General features: G+C 41.0%; 20 protein-coding genes and 1 pseudogene. 13 read left to right on the forward strand and 8 right to left on the reverse strand.

The genetic code is table 11. The features are described 5' to 3' along the window. The first annotated feature begins 595 nt into the window (after positions 1 to 595). On the forward strand, positions 596 to 1558 hold the full coding sequence (locus N4T56_RS07205) for a LysR family transcriptional regulator (RefSeq protein ID WP_261732740.1): 963 nt from the start codon (positions 596 to 598) through the stop codon (positions 1556 to 1558). 9 nt (positions 1559 to 1567) lie between these two features. Here the strand turns inward: N4T56_RS07205 and N4T56_RS07210 are convergent, their stop codons facing one another. The 3 genes and pseudogenes from N4T56_RS07210 to N4T56_RS07220 all read right to left on the reverse strand — a co-directional run bounded on the left by N4T56_RS07210 (position 1568) and on the right by N4T56_RS07220 (position 3661). Then, entirely contained in the window at positions 1568 to 1873 is a 306-nt protein-coding gene (locus N4T56_RS07210) for a DUF1330 domain-containing protein (protein ID WP_188953340.1), read from the reverse strand. A gap of 13 nt (positions 1874 to 1886) precedes the next feature. Beyond that, positions 1887 to 2513 (reverse strand): putative quinol monooxygenase, encoded by a 627-nt coding sequence (locus N4T56_RS07215; protein ID WP_261732741.1) that lies wholly within the window; start codon positions 2511 to 2513, stop codon positions 1887 to 1889. Positions 2514 to 2652: 139 nt separating this feature from the next. Continuing rightward, a pseudogene (locus N4T56_RS07220) lies at positions 2653 to 3661 on the reverse strand (zinc-binding alcohol dehydrogenase family protein). 242 nt (positions 3662 to 3903) lie between these two features. Between N4T56_RS07220 and N4T56_RS07225 the strand changes: the two are divergent. From N4T56_RS07225 to N4T56_RS22425, 3 genes are all read left to right on the forward strand, one after another. Continuing rightward, positions 3904 to 4773 carry an AraC family transcriptional regulator gene (locus N4T56_RS07225; protein WP_261732742.1) on the forward strand — a complete coding sequence of 290 codons (870 nt, stop codon included), beginning with the start codon at positions 3904 to 3906 and terminating at the stop codon, positions 4771 to 4773. A 96-nt stretch (positions 4774 to 4869) separates the two neighbouring features. After that, positions 4870 to 5277, forward strand: a complete 408-nt coding sequence (locus N4T56_RS22420) for a hypothetical protein (protein WP_315903017.1) — start codon at positions 4870 to 4872, stop codon at positions 5275 to 5277. Further along, positions 5225 to 5791, forward strand: coding sequence for a hypothetical protein (locus N4T56_RS22425; protein WP_315903018.1), 567 nt, complete (start codon positions 5225 to 5227; stop codon positions 5789 to 5791). Before N4T56_RS22420 ends, N4T56_RS22425 begins: the two co-directional genes overlap by 53 nt. An 82-nt stretch (positions 5792 to 5873) precedes the next feature. Here N4T56_RS22425 and N4T56_RS07235 read toward each other — a convergent pair whose 3' ends face one another. Then, positions 5874 to 6755, reverse strand: coding sequence for a LysR family transcriptional regulator (locus N4T56_RS07235; protein WP_261732743.1), 882 nt, complete (start codon positions 6753 to 6755; stop codon positions 5874 to 5876). An 85-nt stretch (positions 6756 to 6840) separates the two neighbouring features. On the opposite strand from N4T56_RS07235, the gene N4T56_RS07240 reads away from it, so the two are divergent. The 5 genes from N4T56_RS07240 to N4T56_RS07260 all read left to right on the forward strand — a co-directional run bounded on the left by N4T56_RS07240 (position 6841) and on the right by N4T56_RS07260 (position 9356). Next, complete coding sequence (locus N4T56_RS07240; RefSeq protein ID WP_261732744.1) at positions 6841 to 7254, forward strand: PACE efflux transporter; 414 nt, start codon at positions 6841 to 6843, stop codon at positions 7252 to 7254. 129 nt (positions 7255 to 7383) lie between these two features. After that, positions 7384 to 7824 carry a hypothetical protein gene (locus N4T56_RS07245; protein WP_390904022.1) on the forward strand — a complete coding sequence of 147 codons (441 nt, stop codon included), beginning with the start codon at positions 7384 to 7386 and terminating at the stop codon, positions 7822 to 7824. Between the two features lie 171 nt (positions 7825 to 7995). Then, entirely contained in the window at positions 7996 to 8466 is a 471-nt protein-coding gene (locus N4T56_RS07250) for a Dps family protein (protein ID WP_261732745.1), read from the forward strand. A 118-nt stretch (positions 8467 to 8584) separates the two neighbouring features. Then, positions 8585 to 9079: a hypothetical protein gene (locus N4T56_RS07255; RefSeq protein WP_261732746.1), complete on the forward strand. Its 495-nt coding sequence runs from the start codon at positions 8585 to 8587 to the stop codon at positions 9077 to 9079. After that, the gene (locus tag N4T56_RS07260; protein ID WP_261732747.1) at positions 9060 to 9356 is read left to right on the forward strand and encodes a hypothetical protein; all 297 of its coding nucleotides are present in this window, start codon (positions 9060 to 9062) and stop codon (positions 9354 to 9356) included. The genes N4T56_RS07255 and N4T56_RS07260 overlap by 20 nt, the downstream gene beginning before the upstream one ends. Positions 9357 to 9403: 47 nt before the next feature. Here the strand turns inward: N4T56_RS07260 and N4T56_RS07265 are convergent, their stop codons facing one another. Further along, positions 9404 to 9991, reverse strand: a complete 588-nt coding sequence (locus N4T56_RS07265; RefSeq protein WP_261732748.1) for a TetR/AcrR family transcriptional regulator — start codon at positions 9989 to 9991, stop codon at positions 9404 to 9406. Positions 9992 to 10774: 783 nt separating this feature from the next. Here N4T56_RS07265 and N4T56_RS07275 point away from each other — a divergent pair. After that, positions 10775 to 10969, forward strand: a complete 195-nt coding sequence (locus N4T56_RS07275) for a hypothetical protein (RefSeq protein ID WP_261732749.1) — start codon at positions 10775 to 10777, stop codon at positions 10967 to 10969. Between the two features lie 61 nt (positions 10970 to 11030). After that, positions 11031 to 11858 (forward strand): major royal jelly family protein, encoded by an 828-nt coding sequence (locus N4T56_RS07280; RefSeq protein WP_261732750.1) that lies wholly within the window; start codon positions 11031 to 11033, stop codon positions 11856 to 11858. Between the two features lie 132 nt (positions 11859 to 11990). Here the strand turns inward: N4T56_RS07280 and N4T56_RS07285 are convergent, their stop codons facing one another. From N4T56_RS07285 to N4T56_RS07295, 3 genes are all read right to left on the reverse strand, one after another. Beyond that, positions 11991 to 13397, reverse strand: a complete 1407-nt coding sequence (locus N4T56_RS07285) for an alanine/glycine:cation symporter family protein (RefSeq protein ID WP_261732751.1) — start codon at positions 13395 to 13397, stop codon at positions 11991 to 11993. Positions 13398 to 13469: 72 nt separating this feature from the next. Then, complete coding sequence (gene ctlX, locus N4T56_RS07290; RefSeq protein ID WP_261732752.1) at positions 13470 to 14393, reverse strand: citrulline utilization hydrolase CtlX; 924 nt, start codon at positions 14391 to 14393, stop codon at positions 13470 to 13472. Beyond that, positions 14393 to 15469, reverse strand: a complete 1077-nt coding sequence (locus tag N4T56_RS07295; protein WP_188740155.1) for an ornithine cyclodeaminase — start codon at positions 15467 to 15469, stop codon at positions 14393 to 14395. Before N4T56_RS07295 ends, ctlX begins: the two co-directional genes overlap by 1 nt. Before the next feature lie 172 nt (positions 15470 to 15641). Between N4T56_RS07295 and N4T56_RS07300 the strand changes: the two genes are divergently transcribed. Together N4T56_RS07300 and N4T56_RS22430 are read left to right on the forward strand one after the other, a co-directional pair. Continuing rightward, positions 15642 to 16085 (forward strand): Lrp/AsnC family transcriptional regulator, encoded by a 444-nt coding sequence (locus N4T56_RS07300; protein ID WP_261732753.1) that lies wholly within the window; start codon positions 15642 to 15644, stop codon positions 16083 to 16085. Positions 16086 to 16102: 17 nt separating this feature from the next. Next, positions 16103 to 16357, forward strand: coding sequence for a hypothetical protein (locus tag N4T56_RS22430; protein WP_315903019.1), 255 nt, complete (start codon positions 16103 to 16105; stop codon positions 16355 to 16357). Positions 16358 to 16360 lie beyond the last annotated feature (3 nt).

Consider the following 16360-nt stretch of genomic DNA (forward strand, 5'->3'; position numbering starts at 1 on the left):
AAGTGTTTTAATGCGCTTAAATACCTCTGATAAATGGTGGTTTATTCCGCCAGAACCTATATCCCCAAGCAACCTGAAGATGCTCGATTTCAGCAAGAATTTACACGCGTTTAGGCAAGGCATTGATTGCGGGTAATGGTTATTCCCTTTCCAAGATCAATAACGCAGCATAAACGCGTGTAAAACTCTGAAACACGTATCTTCAAGTTGATTGGGTAAAGCTCATCTGGAAAATGATAAAAATCGTGAATAGTCTCAGGCTAATACCATCATTGGCGATCCGTGAGATATAAAGAGTGGTTTTTGCTGTGCCATATCATGAGTCTCATGTTGTTTTGCCTAAACGGCGAGTTTATTCTGTACTGTTATCTATATTGTTAACTTATATAAAGATAAATATGTTAAAAAGAGAAAATAATCAACATTGTTTTGTTAATCAGTGGGTAAACTCGACACCATGTGGGCTTTTTTGACCGTAGTTTTTGATCGAAGTGCAACAAAGGGCATTTACTCAAGCGGCCAACACGTTAGCCGTTTCTCAGCAATTAGTAAGTAATACATTTAGGTTAACAGCTTTTATTTTTAGGAAATTATTATGTCTTTGACTAATCAACTTGGGTTATTTGTTGATGTTGTACAACAAGGCTCGTTTGCCAAGGCGGCGTTGTTGCACGACATGGATAATTCGTCATTATCTAAACAAATTAAAAAGCTCGAGTCGACATTAGGCGTGCAATTGCTTAATCGCTCTACACGTTCGTTTGCGTTAACCTCAGCAGGAGAAGATATTCTCACCCAAGCACATATTTTACTGAACACCTTAGACGATATTCAAAATATCGCTGACTCGTACCAATCTGAACCTAAAGGGATTATTCGGATAACCTCGTCCATCTTTTTTGGTCAACATTATTTGCAGCCAGTGATTAGCCAGTTTATGAAACGTTATCCTCACGTCAAAGTGACGCTGTCATTAGATGACCGTAAAGCCGACATTATTTCCGATCATTTTGATGTGGCTTTTAGAGTGGGGCGCTTAGCGGAGTCGAATTTAATTGCAAAAAAGATTGCCAAAACTCACTTTGCAATAGTGGCCTCCAAAGATTTTATTGAGCGTTATGGTATGCCAACCACGCCAGAACAACTGATAACCCTGCCTGCGGTCATTTATAGTAATGGTGAATCATCGTTAGATGTGATGCGATTAAGTATGCATCCTCATGGCGAGCAGTTTAAAAACTATAAGATGCAAGGTAATTTAAAAGTCAGTGATGTCAGCTCGATGATTGCTGCAGTAGCAGATGGTTTGGGCTATACCGTGATTGATTTATTTAATTTAGAAAAGCCGATTGCGGAATTTAATTTAGTGCCGTTGTTAACTGATTATAGTTTGTCGACAATGGATACCGGCATTTACGCCGTGTATCCTCATCGCAAACAAACATTACTGGTTAGCGAATTTATTAAAGCGGTGCAAGAGTATATTGGCACTCCGCCATTTTGGTTAGCGCATATACCTAATTATCAGCAGCTTTACAAAGGTTCAAGTAATGGATAAATATTACTATTACTGCGCTAAACCGTCGACAATATATTGATTAATATTATCCGTAGCGGCTAAACGAATAGCTTTAGCGGGGGCGTATTCAGGGTCGTCTAACCATGCCTTTGCAGCTTGAGAATTTGGAAATTGGATGATCACTTTTATTTGGCCTTGTTGACCGATAATATCAACTTCAGAGTCGCTTGCGGCAAGAATGGTACCACCATGTTTAGCAACAGTACCTGCTGTAATTGCATTTGAACCTGGATTGTATTTTGCGTACAAGTTCTGATCTACAACATCATAATTAATGATAAAAAAAGCACTCATTAAATATCTCCTATTATTCGGTTATTTCGCTGACAAAATTCATGTATTGTTGCATATCACCTACAACGGCTTGTTCCATTATTGCCCCAGTAATTTTGGCGTAAGGTTGATTGAAATGAATATCCCATACGTCAGATTCTTTACGCCAATGCTCATAAACCACTAAGGTGTTGTCATCATCTTTAACGGTATAAAGGTCAAATAATAAATTACCATTTTCTTGACGAGTGTGTTGAATATGCTCTTCAAACTGTGTCAAAAGAGGTTGGCGAAATTCAGAATGAATTGGGAAAATAAAGAAAATTGAAAATATATCATCTTCAGGATTCGGTGGTGTCATCGCAACTGGGTAAGGCTTGGTGTCGTTTACTTTATACACTTGTGGGGCAGTGGCTAATGTGTCACCTAATAACGTAATAAAATCTTGGGTATAAGGTTGGTTTTTATGAAACTCAAATGCGGTCGTATCTTGCCAACGTTCATAAGCAAAGAACATATTCGGGTTGGTGTTATCCACAAAAATAGTCATATCTGTATTACCCTTTTCTTTACGGGTGCCATTCTTGTTGGTGATTAATGCATCTTTAAAGCTCTGTTGATATTGTGGCTTTACGGTAAATTTAATTATTTGCGTGAACATGCAATGCTCCAAATTTATTATATAGTTGCTGAATCAAGTGTTGATATAGATAAGCACTTTAGAGATCGTAACGATGATAAAAAGTGCTTCAAAGGAGTCTGGCTCCAATTATTTTTTCAGATAAACTCGTTCGTCATCATTAAAATCCCGCTAAAACAATTTTACCTTTAGCTTGCTGGGTCTCTAAACGTTGGTGGGCACGACGTAAATTTTCGGCATTAATCACACCATAATGTTCGCCAACCGTGGTTTTGATTTGGCCGTTATCAATTAATGTCGCAACATCGTTTAGCAGCTGATGCTGTGCTTGCATGTCATCAGTTTTAAACAGAGAACGAGTGAACATCAGCTCCCAGTGAATTGAAATACTCTTCATTTTAAATGGCACTATGTTTAAGGTTTCTGGGTCATCAATTAACGCAAATTGACCTTGAGGCTTAAGGACTTTTTCAATTTCTTCAATGTGTTCAGAGGTGTTATTTAAGCTCACAACATAATCTACCAGTGGCAGTTGTTGCTCGGTTAATTGTTCACTGAGCTTATGGCGATGGTTAATAATATGGTCAGCGCCTAAATCTTCTAGCCATGACACGGTTTCAGGGCGGGATGCCGTGGCAATAATGTTCAGCTTGGTCAGCTTTTTAAGTAGCTGAACCATAATAGAGCCAACGCCACCGGCAGCACCAATCACTAAAATATTTTTGTTGGCATTGTCTTTATCCACGTTTAGGCGGTCAAACAATAACTCCCACGCGGTAATGGCGGTTAACGGCAATGCAGCGGCTTCATCAAAAGACAGTGTTTTGGGCATGTGACTCCACAATGCGCTCATCCACTAACTGATATTCTGCATTACTGCCTGCTCGGCTTATATCGCCGGCATACCATACTTTGTCACCAGGCTTGAATAAACTCACATTGTCACCAACAGACTTAACAATACCTGTCGCGTCAAAACCTAAAACTTTCCATTCACGTTCTGGTGGTGGCATCATTTGACGGACTTTAAAATCGGCAGGGTTAACGGATATTGCTTTCACCTCAACTAAAATGTCGTGGCCTGTTGCAACGGGGATGTCTAATTGAATGTCTTGAAGTGATAATGGGTCTTGAATCGGTAAGTTTTGTTGATATGCAATGGCTTTCATAATGGGATCTCTTACTGATGGAAATAATAAAAGGCAACAAGCTTGCTTATCGCCGTTGATGGCACCATTATCCAAATTTAGCGGGTTGCAAACAGAGTCATCAGAACCAATTATTATGGATAAAAATGTCCACAATAATTGTCGGTTTATGTTTATTGTTAGTTTTTGGGGATGTTATCGAGAATTGATAATGCGTAAAATAACCCATCTAAACGTCGTTTAATTGAAATGTTGAGTGTTGTATGACCATTCCTAATATTGGTTTTAATCACGATAAAACCAATCAGGCAGAATTTGAGATTATTGAGCTGTCTAATTTGTATACTCGCTCTATGATAGGGCATGATCCTCAAGACCCACATCGCGTGTCATTTTTTATGCTGATTTATATTGAGCAAGGTGAGGCCAGCATATGGTCGATTTTAACCGTTATCGCTTTGAAGCCAGGCTCATTGATTTTTGTGCAGCGCGAACAAGTGCATAGCTTTGACTTTTCAGGGCAACCTCAAGGTAAATTATTACTGTTTACCCAGGCTTTTTTAGATAAAGTACATGCCAATATGCGCTTGCCAAACTACACACCAACGCATTTAAATCAGCAACATAACCCTATATTGCAACTCGACACGACTCATCATGCTCGCAGTCATATTTTAATTGATCAAATTCAAGCTGAAATAAACACGCCGGCCTCAGAGCCGCTTATTATTATGTATTTATTTTCGGCATTAGCCTTGTTATTGCACCGGTTACGTCCGGCATTAAGCCACGACAACTTATCTGTTGAGCAGAGCAGCAAGCTAGCACGTTTTTTTAGTTTAATGCAGCAGCATGTACAACAAGTGCGCGATGCAAATTGGTATGCAGGCAAAATCCATACAACCTATAAAACCCTCAATCAAATTTGTAAACTGGCAACAGGTTTAACCGCCAAACAGATGATAGATGCCTACACCATTATTGAAATAAAGCGTCGCCTTGTGGTGAGCAAAACCACGACTCAACAATTAGCCAATGATTTTGGCTTTGAAGACAGCAGTAACTTTGTTAAATACTTTAAAAAGCAAACTGAATTGACCCCAAGCCAATTTATGAAACAAAACCTGTCTTAAGTGGTTCAACTTTTACCATTTTAATGCTCATTTACACTCTACTGACAAACTGGTGAGCCATATAAACTGTCCTCATTGAAACCAGAGGACTTAATCATGAATACCATTACTCACAACATTATTGCAGTTAACAGCACATCAGCAGCGCGTAAATCTATTATCAGTGCACTTATTACGAGTGCGTTATTGGGTGGAGCCTTAGTGTCTGGCAACAGCGTTGCCGCAACCGAAAAATCACAAGGTCAAGTCAGCTACAAGCAACAAGCGGTTGAGTTAGTCAGCAGCATTGAAACCGGCGACCCTGCGCCCATTGGCTACATCAACCCTAACAAATACATTCAACATAACTTAGCCGTTGCCGACGGTTTAGCCGGTTTTGGTGCGGTCATGCAGCAGTTACCTAAAGGCAGCGCAAAAGCGCAGGTTAAACGTGCATTTCAAGACGGTAATTATGTGGTTACGCACACCGAATATAACTTTTTCTACTCCAAAAGCAGGCTTTGATATTTTCCGCTTTGAAGACGGTAAAATTGTTGAGCATTGGGATAACCTACAAACCATCGCTGCGGTAAACTCAAGTGGTCATAGTCAGTTTGATGGTGCAATTGCAGTGACGGATTTAGACAAAACAGAACAAAATAAATCCTTAGTGGCCGATTTTGTAAACACCATCTTGATCAAAGGTGATATGGCCAAAATAGGTCAATTTATTGGTAGTGAAGATACTGATTATATTCAGCATAACCCTAATATTGGCGACGGCTTAAGTGGCCTAGGCAAAGCCTTAGGTGAGCTCGCTAAAATGGGCATGCCAATGGTTGTAAAAACCCATCATAAAGTGCTTGGCGAAGGAAACTTTGTATTGTCGATTAGCGAAGGCACATTTATGCAACAACATGTGGCGTTTTATGACTTGTTCCGTGTTGAAAATAACATGATTGTGGAACATTGGGACACCATTGAAACCATTCCGGCTCAAACTGACTGGAAAAACAGTAACGGTAAATTTGGTTTTTAATCGCCAATGAGTTGTGTACTAAATTTTATAAAACACAGGCCGCTTTTAGCTGTCTGTGTTTTTTTACGTATATGCACACTTTTTATGGCGTCAGCAATTGCCTTAACGAATGCCTAAATTGCTTAAACATTGGCTCAAGGCTGTATCGGTGATGCTGGATAACATCGACATTGGCATGCCAACCCATATCGTTAAACTCGCTGGGCAATAATACCAATTGGCCATTGTTAACATATTCATTGGCAATATGATTGGGCAGTAAACACCAACCATTGCCCTGTAATGTCAGCTCAAGTAACACATAATAGTTGTCTGCGTACCAAATGTCTGGGCTCAAGGCGAGCTGAAAGTCACTCGATTTGTTATTACGCGAGCGCATTAGCAATTGCCTATGTAGCTTAAGGTTGGCCAGATTATTAACTGGTTGTTGAGCTAGCGGGTGAGCGCTCGCAACATAAATATCAAACTTAATCGAACCAATGGATTCATAATCAATGTGAGAAGGCAGTGACAAGTCACTAAAAATAATCCCTGTCACCGCTTTGTCGGTGTCAATCATGTCGACAATATCGATGCTCGATGCGGTAAAAATTTCCAACGTGGTATTGGGAAAGTCGCTTTCGAGTTGATTAATCATACTGGAGAGTTTTTGGAAGGGAATGCCTTCATCTAAACCAATGGTGAGCTCTGAAATAAACGGTTTATCAAGATGTTGAGCGCAAGAGCGTAAACGTTGATGCTGCGCTAACAACACTTGCGCGTGTGATAACAACGTATGTCCTGCCTGGGTAAGTTGTGGGTAACGGCCGCTGCGGTCAAATAACGCAGCATTACAGTCTATTTCAAGGTTGATGACATGTTGGCTCACCACAGATTGCGCTTTTTTGAGCGAACGCGCCGCAGATGAAAAAGAACCTGTTTTAGCCGTTGCAACAAACGCCTCGAGTTGATCAATGCTATACATATCGTTTTTCCAGATACAATCTAACTATTTTGTATCCTTATATTGGATGATAATGAGCTAAACGTCACCAATAAATGAGTTCATCATGCAAAGAAAAGAACGGATATTTCACGCAGTGTCTTTTGAAGTATTAGCAGCCGCTATTATTGTCCCTGTGAGCGCAATATTAATGCAGAAAAGCACGACAGATATGTTGGTGGTCAGTATTGGTTTGTCATTTCTTGCTGTGATGTGGAACTACGTCTACAACATTTGGTTCGACAAGTTGTTGGGTAGCGACCGAATTAATCGTACATTAGCAATGCGTATCGTTCATGCTACGGGTTTTGAAGGCGGCTTGTTAGTTGTAACTCTTCCAATGGTATCTTGGTATTTAAGTTTAAACCTCATCGATACCATGATGCTTGAAGGTGGCGTGTTATTGTTTTTCTTTGTTTACACTGGCGTATTCAATTGTAGCCTACGATATTTATCAACCCTATCAGCGTTGGTTTGGTAAAACCATTGGCGTACGATAAACCGATTATTTGTTAAGTCATTACCGCCAAAAAATTAGCCGTTTTATATTACTGTCATGGTTACTATGGCATCATAACGGGGTTTTTAATCTTGCAGGAAGCCAAGCGTAATGCATTATCGTCTGAGTGTATTGTTATTTTCTGTGCTCGTCTTGATGCTCCCAATTCACTTTGCGCGCGCTAATACGCTAGTGCCGTTTACCAGCGACGGTTGCAGTGTATTTCCTGATGGCACCTTTGAACAGGGTGAATTATGGCTTGGTTGCTGTCAAAAACACGACTTTGATTACTGGAAAGGTGGCACTTTTGATGAGCGACTAGCTTCAGATAAAGCGTTGCGAGTCTGTGTTGCTAAAGTCGGCCAGCCACAAATTGCCTTGTTGATGTTAGCTGGGGTGAGGGTTGGCGGTACACCGTACTTGCCTACTCAATTTAGGTGGGGCTATGGCTGGCCTTATCCCAGAGATTATGGCGCATTAACTGCCGATGAACTCAAACAAGTCGAGTTATTATCGACAAACACATTAATCCGCACGATCTCACAAAAATAGATTAAAAACTATAAATCTAATAGCTTTTTAGGTTTAAAATGATCTCATTATCGTTATATTAGATTATTTTCATGAATGTTTAGATAATATTGTACAAAGACGACAAAGATCACACTTTGTTTGGTGTTTTGTATTGTATTGTTTGTTCAATTATCAAAAGTAGGAGTTAACATGACAGAGATCGATATTGGTATCAAAAAAGATGACCGTCTTAAAATCGCAGAAGGCTTAAAAAGTTTATTGGCCGACTCGTATACCCTTTATTTGCAAACTCATAACTTCCATTGGAACGTTACCGGTGTTCAGTTCCGCGAATTACACCTGATGTTTGAAGAGCATTACACAGAGCTAGCCACAGCAGTAGATGATATCGCAGAGCGTATTCGTACCCTTGATGTTGCCGCGCCAGGAACTTATAAAGAATTTGCTCGTTTGAGTTCAATTAAAGAGGTTGAAGGCGTACCGTCTTCAATCGAAATGGTTGAGTTACTGATAAAAGGTCACGAGCAAGTGGTCAGAACCTCGCGTGAAGTACTTAAGCTAGCTCAAGAGGCTGATGATGAATCTACAGCATCATTAGTATCTGACCGTATGGGAATACACGAAAAAACGGCCTGGATGTTACGCGCAACCCGCAAGTAAGCGCATTTTAATAACATACATGTTTATAAACCGCTGGCATTAGCCAGCGGTTTTTTTCCGCTAGAAAAAGCCAACCAAACCCGTTAATGTATGATTTTTATTTTATGATGATACTATCGTGACCGAAACCACACACCTAACTCAACTCGCTAAACACTTATTTGCGCAACGAAATCACGTCAATCCAAACTCAGATTTTGCTGTTAGTATACAAAGCATTGAGCAAGCGATACGTGTTCAACAAAAAATGGCTGAGTTAAATGGCCATGTTACTGGTTGGAAATGCCTCGTGCCGCAAGCAAACGATCAACTTATTGTGGCACCCATTTTACAAGCCGCTGAACGGGGTCAACTGTGTAGCATTATCCCGGCGATAAAAGATGAACAGGCTTTAGCATTAATAGAGCCAGAAATTGCCTTTATACTAGGCCAAGATATTGAGCCGTATCGCCACTATAGTCATGATGAGATTGATGCCGCAATCAGCGCGACTCATATGGCATTAGAGTTAATTCAAAATCGCTTTAGCCGTGACAGTCAACCAAGCTATTTACAAAAATTGGCTGACGGATTAAGTAACCAGGGTGTGTATATTGTACCCGCAAATACCTAAGTCGGTTGCTTATCAAGCAAGCCATGTTGATGTTGTGGTAACCGCAAATAACCAACAGCAGGTATTTAACGGTAAACATCCGTGTGAATTGCCGCAATTACCCATTTACTGGATGATTAACTATTTGGCTGAGCAGGGGATTAAACTCTGTGCCGGGCAGGCGATTATTACTGGTTCTTATTGCGGGGTGGTAAAAGTGCCGATGACTGTAGAGGTTACGATTGAGTATAAAGACATTGGCCAGTTTACCGTGAGCTTTGTAAATGCATTAGCTTAATCATAACCGCTTCGGTCAAGATGAAAAAAGCGCCCCAGGCGCTTTTTTTATTGTGCTTCTAATTGAGTAAAAAACTCTTCAAGTTGTTGGCTTACCGTGTCGGTATCGCCAGTGGCTTTTAAGTACGAACGTAAGCCAATAATGTGAACCTGGAGTTTTTTAGCAATTTTTTGTTTATCAAACTCTGCAGACAAATCACCCTGTTGTTGCGCTTGTTCAACAATATTCGCAAAACGGTTTTCAACTTGGGTGAGTAAATCTTTTGCGATATCAAGCGTTTCTTGATGCGATTCATCAAGCTCTGCAAGCGTTCGCATCACCATACATAACTCACTGGGTACTTGCGCGCTACACGGCACAATTAAGCCGCGAAGATACTGCTTTAACCCATCCCAGGCGTGATCATGTTGGGCTAATTGCTCATTAAGTACATGCGCTGATGTTTGAGCATAATGAATTAACGTTTGATGAAACAAATCTGCTTTGCTACCGAATGCGGCATAAATACTACCAGGTCGCATGTCCATGGTAGTTTGAATTTCACGCGTAGACGTAGCCAAAAAACCTTTTTGCCAAAATAGATTTTTTGCTTTTTCAAGTACATCGTCGCGGTCAAATTTTGAAATATTAGCCATGAGCCCCTCTTTAGTTATGACTTCATTTTACGATATCGCATAGAGGTAAGGCCAGTTTATTATATTAATTTTTAATCACAAATGAGTATATTCAATTATTTTTTAATAATAAATACCACATTAGCTTGGTTAAACGTGATGATTAAGGATCTAGCCATTTTGATCCTAGTCCAAAGCTATATCACGAATTCAATTCCTCATTATTAAGTTAATCAAAATCATAGGCTTTTGTTTACTTTACTATCAACAAACTTCATTCCGCTTATTTACATTGCTAACAACAAATTAAATCAACAGACCTTAGCAATCTAAGCAACTCTTTATTCGCAAAGAGTCATTCAACAAAGAGTAAAACGTTTTTAGCCGAACCCTTCGGGCAGCGTTTGTTGGCCATTTTTACTGCGTTATCGACTTTTTATGTAGAATAACTATACCTCAAAGTCTCTGCCGCGCAGTTATATATGTGAGTAAAGACCAACAATTCGCTGCAAAAATAACCTTGAAAGATCAACAGACCCTAGATAAAAACAGTTACTAATCATGTTGTTATGCATCAATTTAATTATGTTAGACAAAATACACGATTTATTATCAAATTTAATTTGATAATAAATCGTGTATTTACGTGTTTATTGCGACGCAATTGGCAACTAAGATACATCCCATCAACATTGAGCAGATTATCGAGCTGCAGTTTAAGCAGCTAAGCGTCATTTGAAAGGCATGAAATAGCCAAGGCTGGTTATTTTTTACGATTAAATTCAGATTATCACGAGGTTTACAATGAAAAAGATGACAACACTATTGGCTGTAGCAACGGCACTATTATTTAACACTGCACAAGCCGCTGAGCTCGAGGTGGTAGCAAAATTTGACGGAACACGCCCAGGCAATGTGACCGTAACCGAACAGGGACGTACATTTCTTTCAATGCAACCGCTTGATGGCTACCTGAGTTTCGTGTTGTTGAATTATTAAAAGATGGCTCAACAGTGCCGTTTCCTACTGTGGATTGGGCTGATGGCCAGCAAAAGGTGAGGTGGGTTTATCATCTGTGATTGGTATTGATAGCACTGCAGACGGTGTTGTGTGGATCCTTGATATGGGCAGTGCGGATGCTGCGGCGCAAATTGTTGCCTGGGATACGGTTAACAACAAACTTTTTAAGCGTATCGAAATCAGTAAAAATGCCATGGTCGCGAACTCATTTTTACAAGATTTCGTTATCGACACTCAACGCCAGCAAATTTATATTGCCGATACCAGTTTAGGTAATTTATACGGTGAACCTGCACCAGCCTTTGTTGTAGTTGATTTAGCAAGCGGCAAAGCACGCCGCGTTTTACAGTCAAATAAGGCATTAATATCACCAAAGCATGATGTCATTATTGACGATTCACTGTTAGCAGCAAAACGTGAAGATGGCAGTGTTGATGCGCTTTATCTTAATTTAAACCCAATCACAATCGATGCTCAACAACAATGGGTCTATTTTGGTACCGTGAATGGCAGTGCTGTTTATCGTATTGCCGCAGCGGCGTTAGCCAATGACAAATTAACCGATAAAGAACTTGCCAACATGATTGAGTTTTATAGTGAAAAACGCCCAAGTGATGGCATGATCATTGATAAAAACAACAACATTTATGTGGGCGATGTTGAACGTAATGCCATTGGTATTATTGGTCAAGATGGTTACAAGGTATTTGCACAAGATGACACATTATTGTCTTGGGCTGATGGTTTCTCTATTCAAGGTGGATATTTGTACGTGACTCAAAACTCACTGCATTTAAATCCTGCGCTTAACGCAGGTGAAGAAGGGGCTGCTAAACCATTTCACTTGTTACGCATCAAGCTAGATTAAGAGTGGTTATCCGAGCAGTGTTAATTGAGCTTTATTGTGTTTAACCACAAAAAAACCGTAATGGCATAACCATTACGGTTTTTTTTATTCACTCACGTTAAAAAAACGCGGTGATAACTCAGCCTTATTAGCTTACGACCACACACCGTCTTCGGTTTTACCTTGAATTTTCACATCGGCCAGTTTGAATTCAGGTTTGTTAGTGGCTTTAAGCTTAACTTGATAGTCGCGGGTTAAATTAACAATGGTGGGGGTTAATAGCATTAAGGCACTGATATTCACCACCGTCATTAAGCCCAAAGCCATGTCGGCCATGTTCCACACTTCTTTTAAGCTGGCATTGGCGCCCCAATACACCATGCTTAAATACAGCAAAGTATACACCGTACGGCCATAAATGTTATCTAGTTTAAACAGGTGTAAGTTACTCTCAGCATAGGCGTAATTGGCTACCACAGAAGTAAAAGAGAACAGGGTAATAATAATGGCGACAAACATATCGCCGCTCATGCCCATATGGTGAGTCATGGCATTTTGCGTGATACGAATGCCTTCCATTTCGCTGCCAATATTACCTTGCGCCAGTAAAATCACAATGGCGGTACAGCTACACAACACCATAGTGTCAATAAACACCCCAAGCATTTGCACGTAACCCTGCGCAACCGGATGGTTAGGCACAGGCGTTGCACCTGCCGCCGCATGCGGTACGCTACCGGCACCGGCTTCGTTAGAATAAAGACCCCGTTGAATACCATTTTTGATTGCCGCGCCTAATGCGCCAGCGCCAGCTTCGGTTAAGCCAAAGGCCGAGTTAAAGATATCCATTAATACTGCAGGCACTTGCTGAATATTGATTAAGGTCACCGCCACGGCTGCCAAAATAAAGGCGAGGCTCATAAACGGCACAATTAATTCAGCAAAGCGGGCGATACTGCGCAGGCCACCCATCACAATAATACCGGCAATAAATGTGATAACGGCACCAGAATATACGCTAGAAATGTCAAAGGTATGATTAAGAGCATCGGTGATGGTGTTAGCTTGCATGGCACTAAAACTAATGCCGTAACCTAAAAATAAGCACAGGGCAAACAACACGGCTAGCCAGGGTTTATTTAACCCCGCGCGAATGTAGTAGGCGGGTCCTCCGCGATATTCTTTATGATCGTCTCTGACTTTATACAGCTGACCTAAAATACTCTCGGCAAACCCGGTGGCCATACCAAGCAGCGCAATCACCCACATCCAAAACACGGCGCCACTGCCGCCAAGGGATATCGCCATGGCGACGCCTGCTAAGTTACCCGTACCTACACGGGCTGACAACCCGGTACACAAAGCCTGGTAAGAGCTGATCCCTGATTTATCGCCCTGGGTACTGCCTTTCATGACTTTGAACATGTAAGCAAAGTGGCGCAGTTGAATAAAGCGTAACCTCAATGAAAACCACACTCCAGCCAATACTAATATATAAATCAGTACTTGGTATTCGCCCCATAACACGTTGTTGGCGAACGAGACAATTTCATTAATCATTGAGAAAATTCCTTTTTAAATCTTTTTATTGTTTTAAGAGATCTTTATCAGGCTTTGTTTGGGGCAATAGGGTCATCTTTTCGATAAATGGATCCCTGCTAACATACACCTAACAGAACCTCCGGCCATTTCGATGGCCGATACATTTAATGGTAACAGAGTCACACTTTGATTTAATAACGCAATCTGCTCATGTGTCAATGCTTCAAAAGCACGTTGCGATAATGCTAAAAAACGACCTTGTTTCGACTGTAACTCTAATGCATTACCACAAAAATGACGAATTTGATCTTCGGTTAAGTTAATAATCAATCGGCCACTGTCTTCAAATCGTTGAATAATTTGCTGACGACGTTGAGTGTCCTTAATCATATCGAACCCAGCCATGACAAAATCGCTGCCAATACACATTAATACGTTGGTATGGTACACAGGCACACCGGCTTCATCTTCAGCGTCAAACACCATAGGTTCAAAATTAAATTGAGTGCAGAAACGCTCTAACACCAATGAATCTGTACGTTTTGATCTGACTGCATAAGCGACTCGCTCAATGTGGTCGAGCACCATGGCTCCAGTGCCTTCAAGATATATGTTGTCGTATTCAAGGCCTGAATAGTCAATCACATCTTGCACTCGGTACTGAGCTTTAAGCATATCAATAATGTCGCTGCGACGCTCTTTACGACGGTTTTTGGCATACATAGGGTAAATGGCCACATGGCCGCCTAAGTGAGTCGAAAACCAATTGTTTGGAAATACTGAATCCGGGGTGTCGGTGCCTGTGTCTTCAAACACATGCACGTTAATGCCCGCAGCTTGTAACTGTTGTTGCGCCTGGCTCACTTGTTCATAAGCCTGTGTTGCAAGCAAAGCCTGGTCTTGGCTGACATCTCTGCTTTGGTAGCTATTGTCTGGCAGGGTTTCAGGGTTTGGACTGAAGTGATGAGGGCGGATCATCACAACGGCTGATGGAGCTTGTGGATTAATGGCCATTATGCACCTACTACTAAGCGAGTCGCTTGTGTTGCTGGCGTTAATAAGCCAAATAAATCACGTGGATTAGCTTGGTTTGTGAGTAGTTCAAGTTGCTGGTGGCTCGATTGTTGTTTAATTAAATCATGTACATAACGTAGAGCAGAAAAATCTTCAATCGCAAAACCCACCCCATCAAAAATGGTTAATTGCGCAGCAAAGCTACGGCCTTTACGATCGCCACGGATAACCTTATACATTTCGGTCACCACAAATGATGAGTCAAGTTGCTGAATGTCACCCTCGATACGGGTTTGTGGCTCATATTCAACAAATACGTCAGCGCGTAAAAGCAGTGCTGCTTCAAGTTCTGTTTTACCAGGGCAGTCGCCGCCAATCGCATTAATATGCACGCCATCTTGCACCATGTCACTGGTTAAAATAGTGGCATTACGTTTATCTGCAGTACAGGTAGTAATGATCTCAGCGCCTTTTACAACCTCATGTGCACTGTCACATAAGATAATGTCGAGCCCTTGGTTGGCTAAATTTTGCTGGCACTTTAGCATTGCAGTGCGGTCGATATCGTAAATACGCACCTGGTTAATGCCGAGTATTACTTTAAAGGCCAAAATTTGAAATTCAGACTGTGCACCACAGCCAATCATCGCCATGGTTTTCGCCTCTTTTGGCGCCAGATATTTGGCCATCATGGCCGAGGTCGCAGCGGTGCGAAGCGCGGTGAGTATGGTCATTTCAGACAGCATTAATGGATAACCACTCTGTACATCAGCTAGTACACCAAAGGCGGTGACCGTTTGTAAACCAATGCGGGTGTTTTTAGGGTGGCCATTAACATATTTAAAGCTAAATTGTTGTTGGTCACTGGTCGGCATTAATTCAATCACACCATCGGTTGAATGGCTGGCAAAACGGGGTGATTTATCAAACAGTTCCCAGCGCAAATAATCTTGCTCCAGATATTCTACTAGGCCCAGTAAAAAGGCCTCAGTGCCAATGTGTTGTAATAGCGAAAGCATATCGCTAACGCTAACAAAGCCGACATTGTTTAAGTTGGTGTTATTGACTGTGTGCATATTGCTCATTCCTATTGACTGTAACTCAGGGTGATTCATTTAATAAGATGATAGTCATTGGTAGGGTTAAACAAAATGGCAATTTTTTGTAATAAATGTACTATTATTTGTCATTATGCTAGGTTTCGTTAGGCATTTTGCTAAGTTTGATTGACGGTTTAAGGTGGTACACATGTATTCTTCTGCTCATCCCTATTTGTACGACGATCTCGATAGGCAATTGATTTCAATTTTGCGAAAAGACGGCAGAGCATCCATTTCTAAATTGGCGCAGCTGCTGGATGTGTCCCGCGGGATCATACAAAATCGCTTAGATCGTCTTGTCAGTAGCGGGGCTATTTTAGGTTTTACTATTCGTGCTCACGAACAAATAGAGTCAAATGTGGTGCGGGCGATAATGCTCATAGAGGTGGTTGGACGCTCAACAACCCAAGTGATTAATAAACTTCGGGGGATCCCGCAGTTAGAAAAATTGCACACGACTAATGGAGCCTGGGATTTAGTTGCAGATATTCGTGCCACCAGCTTAGAAGAATTTGATAAAGTATTACGTGAAGTGCGCTCAATTGAAGGGGTGCTAAACAGCGAAACCAGTATTTTATTAAGTACGGTTTAACACTGAGGCTAAATAATATGGCAAATCTGAATCTGCCTTTTAGTGCAAATCAGCAGCAACTCGCGCTATTACGGTTGGTTAATTGGGGCTTGAAAATTGGCCTTATTTTATTTGCTACCGACTTATTTGGGTTAACAACACCGCCCATTACCTTGAGTTACGTATTGATTATTGAAGCCTGTTATGTGGGCTTTAGTTATCGTTTTCATCGCCTGAGCATTAATAACCAAGGCTTGTTGTTTTTAACCTTATTGCTCGACACCTTATTTTGAGGC

The sequence above is a fragment of the Shewanella phaeophyticola genome, from assembly GCF_025398315.1.
Taxonomy (GTDB): domain Bacteria; phylum Pseudomonadota; class Gammaproteobacteria; order Enterobacterales; family Shewanellaceae; genus Shewanella; species Shewanella phaeophyticola.

Excerpts from the sequence above, each read along its gene's own strand:
- N4T56_RS07275 (WP_261732749.1), top strand. The coding sequence starts at position 10,775 with ATGAAAAAGATGACAACACTATTGGCTGTAGCAACGGCACTATTATTT.
- N4T56_RS22425 (WP_315903018.1), top strand. The coding sequence starts at position 5,225 with ATGTGGTTACGCACACCGAATATAACTTTTTCTACTCCAAAAGCAGGC.
- N4T56_RS07285 (WP_261732751.1), bottom strand. The coding sequence starts at position 13,397 with ATGATTAATGAAATTGTCTCGTTCGCCAACAACGTGTTATGGGGCGAA.
- N4T56_RS07300 (WP_261732753.1), top strand. The coding sequence starts at position 15,642 with ATGTATTCTTCTGCTCATCCCTATTTGTACGACGATCTCGATAGGCAA.
- N4T56_RS07205 (WP_261732740.1), top strand. The coding sequence starts at position 596 with ATGTCTTTGACTAATCAACTTGGGTTATTTGTTGATGTTGTACAACAA.
- N4T56_RS07225 (WP_261732742.1), top strand. The coding sequence starts at position 3,904 with ATGACCATTCCTAATATTGGTTTTAATCACGATAAAACCAATCAGGCA.
- N4T56_RS07265 (WP_261732748.1), bottom strand. The coding sequence starts at position 9,991 with ATGGCTAATATTTCAAAATTTGACCGCGACGATGTACTTGAAAAAGCA.
- N4T56_RS07235 (WP_261732743.1), bottom strand. The coding sequence starts at position 6,755 with ATGTATAGCATTGATCAACTCGAGGCGTTTGTTGCAACGGCTAAAACA.
- N4T56_RS07250 (WP_261732745.1), top strand. The coding sequence starts at position 7,996 with ATGACAGAGATCGATATTGGTATCAAAAAAGATGACCGTCTTAAAATC.
- ctlX (WP_261732752.1), bottom strand. The coding sequence starts at position 14,393 with ATGGCCATTAATCCACAAGCTCCATCAGCCGTTGTGATGATCCGCCCT.
- N4T56_RS07295 (WP_188740155.1), bottom strand. The coding sequence starts at position 15,469 with ATGCACACAGTCAATAACACCAACTTAAACAATGTCGGCTTTGTTAGC.
- N4T56_RS07215 (WP_261732741.1), bottom strand. The coding sequence starts at position 2,513 with ATGTTCACGCAAATAATTAAATTTACCGTAAAGCCACAATATCAACAG.
- N4T56_RS22420 (WP_315903017.1), top strand. The coding sequence starts at position 4,870 with ATGAATACCATTACTCACAACATTATTGCAGTTAACAGCACATCAGCA.
- N4T56_RS07245 (WP_390904022.1), top strand. The coding sequence starts at position 7,384 with ATGCATTATCGTCTGAGTGTATTGTTATTTTCTGTGCTCGTCTTGATG.
- N4T56_RS07210 (WP_188953340.1), bottom strand. The coding sequence starts at position 1,873 with ATGAGTGCTTTTTTTATCATTAATTATGATGTTGTAGATCAGAACTTG.
- N4T56_RS07240 (WP_261732744.1), top strand. The coding sequence starts at position 6,841 with ATGCAAAGAAAAGAACGGATATTTCACGCAGTGTCTTTTGAAGTATTA.
- N4T56_RS22430 (WP_315903019.1), top strand. The coding sequence starts at position 16,103 with ATGGCAAATCTGAATCTGCCTTTTAGTGCAAATCAGCAGCAACTCGCG.